We start from the raw sequence: 8,427 nt of genomic DNA, 5'->3' as shown, positions 1-8,427 counted from the left end.
TGTTCAGGCTGCGGGCTTCAGCCAAAAGACCTGGCAGAGTATCCGCTTGCATGCCCTCATTGGCATCGACGATTAAGCGCGCATCTGGCCGGGCTTTCGCAACCGCGCGGACGCAGTCTAGATCATGCTCGCCGCCAATTTTGACCTTCAAAATCGGTCTACCGGCGGCAGCCAGAGCGGCCTCAGTCATGGCTTCGGCGGTATCCAGCGAGATGGTGAAGGCCGTCACCAAGGGCTTAGGCTCGGGCAGGCCTGCCAAGGCCCAGACGGGCTGGTTAAGGCTTTTGGCTTTCAGGTCCCAGAGGGCGCAGTCCAACGCATTGCGCGCTGCACCCGCAGGCAGGAGGCTTTGACAGGCTTCAAGATCGACACCGGCTTCAACTTGGGCGCGAACCGCTTCCAATTGCGCGATGACGCTGTCGCAATCTTCTTCATAGCGTGCATAGGGGACGCATTCACCGCGCCCAATAAAGTCTTTGTCTTCAAGGGTTACGGTAACAACTTGGGCTTGCGTGCGCGCACCTCGGGCGATGCGAAAAACGCCCTTCAGCGGCCACACTTCTTTTTGCACGTGAAACTTCATGCTGCTTCTTAAACGCTTTTGCAGGCTTTGCGAAGCGGGCGACCCTGAGGCAATCCAGTCACACCTTGTCATTTGTAAATGCGGGTAAGCCTCTTTTCCAACAAGGGACTAGCCTCTAAGCTAGACTTTGCGTCGGCTCGTGTGCACAACGATTCGAAGCTGAACGCGCCACCACATCATTGGGTGGCCAATCAGGATTTTAGCCAGGAAGGCCCTTTCTTGCCCGACCAAGAGGCCCAGTTTGAAATTGATCGAAGCGGACCTGCGCCAATTCTTCGGGTGACGGGGGACTGGACGATCCATACCATTGGGTCGATCGATGCCGAACTGCGCCCAATCCGCGACCTTGAGACAGATCGGCCTGCTATTGTTGATGTAAGTGGCTTGATGGACCTGGATACCGCTGGTGCCTATGTCATTGAAAAGGCGCTGTACTCCTCGGTCGAACAGCCTGCACAGATGATTGGCAAGCACCCTGTTGCCGGGCGCATGCTTGCCGAAGTTCGCAAGTTTACCGCCGGCTGTGATGCACTACCCGAGCCAGTGCCACTTTGGCGACAATTGCTTGAGCGTATGGGTCGCGCCATGGTGCAAATCTATGACGAGATGATCGATACGGTTGGTTTTTTTGGGGAAACGGTCGTGGCCTGCGGCAAAGCTATTGCCAACCCAAGCCGCGTACGTTGGTTGCCAACTTTTGCGGTTGCCGAAAGTGCGGGGCTCAACGCCGTACCGATTGTGATGACCTTGTCTTTCTTTATCGGGGCGGTGATTGCCTTTTTGGGCAAGACCATTTTGCAAGACTTTGGGGCCTCTGTCTTCACCATTGAGTTGGTGGGGTTTGCGGTATTGCGTGAATTTGGCGTCTTGATCACAGCCATTATTTTGGCGGGTCGGTCGGATTCCTCCTTTACCGCCCAAATCGGCTCGATGAAAATGACGCAAGAGATTGATGCCATGCGCATTTTGGGCATGAGTCCCATGGAAATGCTGGTGGTGCCGCGCGTAATTGCGCTGTTGGTTATGTTCCCGATTTTGACGTTTCTTGCCATGATTGCCGGGATCGCTGGCGGCGCGATTGTCACCATGCTGACCTTGGATATCAGTCCGACTTTGTTCTTTAATCGCTTGAACGACAATGTGGGCGTCGATCAATTCTGGGCCGGCATGGGCAAGGCCCCAGTCTTTGCCTTCATCATTGCGATCATTGGCTGTCGGCAGGGCTTAAATGTCGAAAGCGATGTGATTTCCTTGGGTCAAAGAACGACGGCTTCGGTGGTACAAGCCCTCTTCATGGTTATCGTGGTCGAGGCTATTTTTGCGCTGATTTATATGGAGCTTGGCATATGAACCCGGCCGATGCTCTCACGCCGATTTTGGATATTCCCGACGAGCAAGTGGCAATCCGCTTGCGCGGCATCGCCAATCGTTTCGGGGATGTGGTGATCCATGAACATCTCGATCTGGATGTGTTGCGCGGCGAAACCATTGGTATTGTTGGCGGGTCGGGGACAGGTAAATCTGTTCTCATGCGCGCCATAATCGGTCTGCGTCCGCCCTCAGAGGGCAAAGTCATGGTGCTGGGTCATGATGTCTGGTCGAACGACCCTGCAGAGCGCAAAGCTTTAGATGCACGCTGGGGCGTGATGTTTCAGGACGGGGCTTTGTTTTCGAATTTAACCGTTCGGGAAAATGTTCTGGTGCCGCTGACCGAGCATACCAATTTGCCGCCGAAATTAGCCCTTGAGATCGCGGACTTGAAGATTTTGATGGCGGGCCTGCCGCCGTCCTCCGCGGACAAACTGCCTGCAGAGCTTTCGGGTGGGATGCGCAAACGGGCAGCGCTTGCGCGTGCTATTGCGCTGGACCCCGATATCCTGTTCCTTGATGAGCCGACCGCCGGGCTCGACCCAATTACCGCCGGCAAGTTTGATGCTTTGGTCAATGAATTGAAGGAAACCCTCGGCCTAACAGTCTTCTTAATCACACATGATTTAGATACGTTGCGCGACGCCTGTGATCGGGTTGCGGCATTGGCAGAGGGTAAAGTTATCGCTATCGGTCCTTTGGACCATTTGCGCGAACATGCGACGGGTTGGTTGTCAGAATATTTTGGCGGGCCACGTGGCCGGGCCGCTTTAGGCTGAACGGCCAAATCAGGAGGAGAAGATGGAAACACGCGCCAATTACGTCATGATCGGAATGTTCACGATCTTGAGCATTCTCGCGGCCATCATCTTTACAGTCTGGATGGGCAATTCCGGTGTCAATCGGCAAGGCTCGCAATATGACGTCGTTTTTGAAGGGCCTGTGCGGGGTCTCGAGATTGGCGGCGAAGTGCGCTTCAACGGCATTAAGGTTGGCGAAGTTACCGATTTGCGCTTGAGCGAGCAGAATCCAAAAGATGTGATTGCCCGCATCCGGGTGCAAAGCACCACGCCGGTGAAGACCGATTCGATCGCCCAGCTTGAGCCCTCTGGCCTTACCGGCTCAACCTATATTCAGATCCTCGCCGGCTCAGATGGGGCCAAGCGCATGTTTGCGCGCATTGGGCAAAGCCCCCCAGTCATCACCAGCCAGCGCGGTCAGCTTGATCGCTTGCTTCAGGATGGGGAAGGGGTGATCTCAACTTCGCTAGAAGCGGTTGCCCGCCTCAATAAGCTTTTGGATGCCGAGAATATCGAGAACTTCTCAAAAACCCTGCGGGAGGCAAGCCTTGCAGCGCAAAGCTTCCGTCAAACCACGCAAGATACTGGCTTGTTTGTTCAATCTGCCCGCAAATTTGCAGACCAAGCGACGCTGACGGCCACCACCTATGACGCCTTAGGCAAAAATCTGATGACCCAGACCAATACATTGGGCCAGGAATCCTTGGCGCTGGTAAGTTCCAGCCGCCTCTTGGTGGATGGTTTGAGTGAGGACGCAAACTCCCTTTCGGGTGGGGCAGAACTGACCTTGGCCAAAACCATGGAAGCTTTGACTGAGGCGCAATCCACGTTGAAAGAGTTTAATGAAACCGCGGTGGCGATGCGCACGGCGACCAATCAATTTGGTGCGGTGGCAGAAAACACCAATCGCGCCGTTGTTTCAATTGATCGGTTCTTCAAGATTGGTGCAGATCAGACTTTGCCGGATATGAGCCGTGCAGCCCAAGAGGTGCGCAATACATCGATGACATTTGATGCTTTGGGCCAACAAATTAGCCAGAACCCGCTGGAAATCGTCAACCGTCCTCCCACCGCGACAGTAAAGTGGAAACAATGAAAACGATCCGACGTCTCGGCCTTTTATTGGCCATTGCCACGATGACGGCGCCAGTGGCGGGCTGTATCACGCTGTTGCCAAAGCCTGGTAAACCCCCGGCCGTGGTGGCAATGCGGGCAGATCCCACGGTACCGCGGCAAGCCCAACAGAGCCCGTTCACCATCGGGATTGGCGTGCCAACCATGCCAGCCATTTTGCTGGGCAACCAAATTGCCGTCATGCGCAAAGACCGCACCTTTGCCTATGTCGACGGTTTGCGCTTTTCAGCTTCGGCCCCCTTATCGATCCAAAATGTGGTGCTAGAGACCTTTGACCTTGCAGGTTCGACGCGTGCCGCCGTTCGCGCTGTGACGATTGCGCGACCCGATTATGAGCTGCACTTTGACGTCAGCGCGTTTCAAGTCACCGAACCGCAAGGCCGTACAAAAGGTGTGGCGCGTATTGAAGCGACAGCTCGTTTGATCGAGGTTTATTCAGGCAAGCCCTTGGCCTCAAAAGTCATCACCGGCGAAGCTATTGCAGCGCGCGGTGATGTGACTCAGCCAGCCCGCGCTTTGGAGCAAGCGACCCGTAATTTTGCGATCAAAGCCATGCAATGGGCCGTCAAAGAGGCTGACGCAGACTATGCTTCAAAGGCGGCGTCAGCGACCAAATAAATCCGGGCTTCATGACCGGTGAGCCGGCCACGCGCGGCTGCCTCCCGCCGTGCTTCCACAAAGCGGACCACGAGCGCGCGCAAATCTGGGTCCATGGTGAGTTTTAGACGCATTGCCTTGACGCTGTTGGTCACAGCCTCGCGCGTGCCGCGACGGGCTTGATCGCGCGACCGTCCGGCCAGAGCGCGCAAGCGGTCCAGCAGAGCATCATCGATGGCCCGCTCTAAATCCAACTCGGTTAGTAGCGCCATAATGCGCTGGTTTTCCGGGTTTGGGCCTTTGGAATCGAGGCTGGAAAGAACTTGCTTCCAGCTCCACCCTCCTGCTGGACCACCGGCAGGGGCACTTGAGCGATCAATCTGCAGGTCTGCGAATGGATCATCCTCAACGGGGATGGGGCTGGAAATCGTGAGACGACCTTTCAGGGGCGTTGTCACGGGTGCCGCTTCTTGGGCTGGTGGCGCCTCTCCATCCTCGTTTGCTTGAGCCATCTCTTCGGGCGAAAAAGGCGCAAATACAGAGCTCTCAGCCTCAGGCTCAACCACTTCTTCCACCATCGTCACAATCGGCTCAGGCGGAGGAGGCGGCGGCGGCGGTGGAGGTGGCGGCGGCGGTGGCGGTGGCGGTGGCGGCGGCGGTGGCGGAGGTGGAGGTGGCGGAGGTGGAGGTGGTGGTGCCACGGCAACCGGCGGGGCGAGTATTGGGGCGGCAACGGGCGGGGCGAGCACACCAGACAGGCCACCCAAACGCTGTACCACTTCGCCGAGTGCGGAATAGGAATCGCGCAAACGGATTTGGAAGGCTTCGTCTAGAGCAGCGGTTTCTTCTGCGGCGCGACGCCCTGCGGCATTCAATCGGCTCAAGGTTTCATTCAAGGCGTCTTCAATTGCCCGGGCGCGCGTATCGGCTTCCTGTGGCAAGTTTGATAAGCGACGATCCAGTCCATCAAGAATATCTTCCACCGCGCGCGCCTGATCGGCACAGGCTGCGGCGAGGGCCGAGAAGCGCTCTTGAATGCGGGCCCCGGTTTGATCGAGCAAGCCGGCTGATTGTTCGATCATGGCTTGGGCGTCTTTTAGGCGGCCCGACATGAAGTGATCGGCTTCCTTGCTCACCTCAAAAGCCGTTTGTCGGGCAGAATCCAAGCGCGTTTGGTTTTCAGCTTCTTGCTCTGCGGCGCGACGGCGGGCCTCTTCGGCGGCCTGGCGAATGGCTTCACCACTGGCGCGCAAAGCGGCCATGGTCTCTTCCCCGGCGAGGCGGGCCGCATTTGCTTCGGCACGCAAAGATTCTGCGGCGAGGCGAGCATTGGCTTCTGCAGCAGCCCGCACATCCTCTAGGGTCGCAAGGCTCATATCGCGCGCCTCAAGGGTTTTGCTCGCGATTGTATTGGCAGCCTGTACGGCGTTTTCGCTGGCCTGTTGGGCAGCAGAACTTAAGGATTGAACCGCCCCATCCACACTGCCCACCGCTTCATCCGCACGCAGACGGGCCAGAACCATCAAATCATGCGCGCGCGCCAGCGCGGACTCGCCTTTTGCAGCAGCTTGATCCAGTTCGGTAATTGCTGTTGCTGCCCGCTGTGCTGCTTGGTCCAAACGCTCTGCCGCGCCAATGGCAAGCTCGGAAGCTTGGGTCGATTGGGTCGCCAAGCCTTGCGCCACCTCCGTCAGGCGGGTGGCGCGCAGGTCCAGCCCTTCGGTGGCAACTTGGGTTGTCGAGGCGGCATTGGCGGTCATTTCCGCCAAAGAGGCCAGCAAACTGTCGAGGCGTTGGCGTTCTTGCTCCATGGTTTGGGCAAGGCTATCGGCGCTGCCGCGTGCGGCCTGACCCGCTTCATTGAGGGCCAATGTACGTCGTTCAACTTGGCCTTCGATCTGCGCCAGTCTTTCCGCCACTTGGCTTAAGGCACCTTCCAAGCGTCCAATTTCGCTCTCAACCGCTTGGGCGGTGGTGCGGATCGCCCCTTCGGCTAGATTGCTGGGCAAAAGCAAGCGGCGCACGGCCGCCATCAATTGCCGCGACTCGCGATTAGACTTTGCAATGCTTTCGCCCATCAGCCCCGCAAGCAGCGAGAAGGCAGGTCCGAACAACAACACCGCCAAGCTCAAAAGCAAGGTCGCGTCGCTCGCCCCCAAGGTCGCAATATTCTCAAAAATATAGGCACCAACACCGGCAACCCAGATCAGCGCCAAGCCGATGGAGCCATAAAGCAGGGTAGGGGCATGTTTGGCTTTTGGGCGACGTTTAATGGGGGCAGAGCCATCGGGTTCTTCGGTTGAGGTCTCCCACCGCATTTTGGTGCGTGGATCGACAGCCTCTTGAGGCGTGCTGGGGGCCAAATCGCCACCGGCTGCTTCAGCCATTTCGATAGGGGCAAGGCGGTTGGCCGCTTCCTCGCTTTCTTGCTCCTTCATGCGTTGGGCGGCTTTGGCGATGCGTTTGGCGGATTCACTGATTTGGGCTTCATCGCGCACCCGTGCCCACACATCATCATCTTTTTCATCGGCCATATTGTTTTGCCCAACTCAATCCCAAAACATCAACGCGCATGCAGCCAAGTCTTGGCGGCCCTATTATTTGACCAACATGCCAGACTATTCTTATCCACCCTAAGCCATTTACGCTATGGGGCCTAGCAGCCTGAATGATGGGCAATCATCCGTGCACCGGCTTTCTTACAAAAGCTATCTTCTCAAGCCCGATTATGCCTATCCGGTAAGCCGAACCTGGATGTTCTGAGCGATTTTTGCGTTGTGTGGCGTGTCTTTTGAGGGGCCTAAAAAACCGCCTTCAAAAAACATTGGTGGGTGATGCAGGGTTCGAACCTGCGACCCGCTGATTAAGAGTCAGCTGCTCTACCAACTGAGCTAATCACCCGACCGGCTTGTCTTCTCGGCTGGTGCCGCTGGCGCTTGGTTTGCGCGAGCCGCCTGTGTGAGGCGCAAGAAACAAGGGAAAGGGCGTATGGCCCAAATGGGCGCAGGGTTCAAGCCCTGCGCCGCTTTTGTTTGCACGGCGGGTGTTTTTTACCGGGCAAGTGAGGGCCAATTACCAAATCCAGGCCTCTATCCGGCGAGAGCCTGCCTCTTCATAGGTGCGACCGCGACGGTCGGTGCAGAGCACATAGCTGACCAGCGCTTTGCGGCCACGGATCCAATCATGGCTTTTCTGACGGTAGCAACGCACAACAGGGGCGTGGTAGCTATAGCGGTCTTCAAAACGGTTGCGATGGCGATCGTGGCGGTCATGACGGTTGCGCCATTCATGGCGATCCCAGCCACGGCCACGGTCAAAATCATCCCCACCGCGTACTTCAAACGACCAGTTCCAGCCACCCCAACCCGACCAAGCCGAGGGATGATTGTACCATTGCTTGTCGCGACGCCAGCCACGGCTTGGGTGATATTCATCAAAGCCCCAGCGGTTGGCATAGATGGCGGGATTGCCCCAGCGGGGGTTCCAGCTGTGCCATTGCCCATAAGGTCCCCAATAATCGGCACCCCGGCGGTCGACATAGACTGGTCCGGGCGACCCCACATGGACGGAAATGCTTTGCGCCTGTGCAGGGGCTGTGAAGGCCAGACCGGCTAACACAAGGGCGCTGGTGAGAAGCAGACGCATAGAAAACTCTCCTTGATTCAGATGTCCCTGATGGCGACTTTGCCTGCAACTCCCTGAAACCAGCATGAATAAGTTCTTCAGAAACATCACGCCTTGGTGATGGCGGCCTGTAAATGCCGCTTTAACCTTGAACCATTATGAGGAAGGGATGGATGTAAGCACACCTCTTCATTTGCAGGGCCCCGTGGTGGACAGAGCCCATTTGGAGCGCATGACTGGCGGCGATCAAGAACTCGCCCTAGAAGTCTTGGGTCTGTTTCGCGAGCAGATTGCGCTGTGGAGTAAGCTGTTGCAGCCCAG

General features: G+C 57.0%; 6 protein-coding genes, 1 tRNA gene and 1 pseudogene. 4 read left to right on the top strand and 4 right to left on the bottom strand.

Annotated features, from left to right (window positions below):
• A pseudogene (locus IOB61_RS13070) lies at positions 1-583 on the bottom strand (dipeptide epimerase); the annotation flags it as partial.
• A gap of 219 nt (positions 584-802) precedes the next feature.
• Here IOB61_RS13070 and IOB61_RS13065 point away from each other — a divergent pair.
• The 4 genes from IOB61_RS13065 to IOB61_RS13050 are packed head-to-tail and all read left to right on the top strand — an operon-like array spanning position 803 to position 4,503.
• Entirely contained in the window at positions 803-1,933 is a 1,131-nt protein-coding gene (locus IOB61_RS13065; RefSeq protein ID WP_290817467.1) for an ABC transporter permease, read from the top strand.
• Positions 1,930-2,730, top strand: coding sequence for an ABC transporter ATP-binding protein (locus IOB61_RS13060; RefSeq protein ID WP_290817464.1), 801 nt, complete (start codon positions 1,930-1,932; stop codon positions 2,728-2,730). The genes IOB61_RS13065 and IOB61_RS13060 overlap by 4 nt, the downstream gene beginning before the upstream one ends.
• A 22-nt stretch (positions 2,731-2,752) precedes the next feature.
• Entirely contained in the window at positions 2,753-3,847 is a 1,095-nt protein-coding gene (locus IOB61_RS13055; protein WP_085340168.1) for an MlaD family protein, read from the top strand.
• Complete coding sequence (locus tag IOB61_RS13050; RefSeq protein ID WP_290817459.1) at positions 3,844-4,503, top strand: ABC-type transport auxiliary lipoprotein family protein; 660 nt, start codon at positions 3,844-3,846, stop codon at positions 4,501-4,503. The genes IOB61_RS13055 and IOB61_RS13050 overlap by 4 nt, the downstream gene beginning before the upstream one ends.
• Here IOB61_RS13050 and IOB61_RS13045 read toward each other — a convergent pair.
• The 3 genes from IOB61_RS13045 to IOB61_RS13035 all read right to left on the bottom strand — a co-directional run bounded on the left by IOB61_RS13045 (position 4,470) and on the right by IOB61_RS13035 (position 8,127).
• The gene (locus IOB61_RS13045) at positions 4,470-7,016 is read right to left on the bottom strand and encodes a hypothetical protein (RefSeq protein WP_290817456.1); all 2,547 of its coding nucleotides are present in this window, start codon (positions 7,014-7,016) and stop codon (positions 4,470-4,472) included. The genes IOB61_RS13050 and IOB61_RS13045 overlap by 34 nt on opposite strands.
• A 291-nt stretch (positions 7,017-7,307) precedes the next feature.
• Positions 7,308-7,383: transfer RNA gene (locus IOB61_RS13040), tRNA-Lys, on the bottom strand.
• Positions 7,384-7,554: 171 nt separating this feature from the next.
• Positions 7,555-8,127, bottom strand: a complete 573-nt coding sequence (locus tag IOB61_RS13035; RefSeq protein ID WP_290817453.1) for a hypothetical protein — start codon at positions 8,125-8,127, stop codon at positions 7,555-7,557.
• Between the last annotated feature and the right edge of the window lie 300 nt (positions 8,128-8,427).

This window comes from Aquidulcibacter sp., assembly GCF_020253525.1.
Lineage (GTDB): Bacteria > Pseudomonadota > Alphaproteobacteria > Caulobacterales > Aquidulcibacteraceae > Aquidulcibacter.
Note: the sequence above shows the minus strand (reverse complement) of the source record. Positions and strands in the feature narration are given on the sequence as shown.

Bases quoted from the DNA above. Each gene is read 5' to 3' on its own strand.
- IOB61_RS13035 (WP_290817453.1), bottom strand. From the start codon at position 8,127: ATGCGTCTGCTTCTCACCAGCGCCCTTGTGTTAGCCGGTCTGGCCTTC.
- IOB61_RS13045 (WP_290817456.1), bottom strand. From the start codon at position 7,016: ATGGCCGATGAAAAAGATGATGATGTGTGGGCACGGGTGCGCGATGAA.
- IOB61_RS13060 (WP_290817464.1), top strand. From the start codon at position 1,930: ATGAACCCGGCCGATGCTCTCACGCCGATTTTGGATATTCCCGACGAG.
- IOB61_RS13050 (WP_290817459.1), top strand. From the start codon at position 3,844: ATGAAAACGATCCGACGTCTCGGCCTTTTATTGGCCATTGCCACGATG.
- IOB61_RS13055 (WP_085340168.1), top strand. From the start codon at position 2,753: ATGGAAACACGCGCCAATTACGTCATGATCGGAATGTTCACGATCTTG.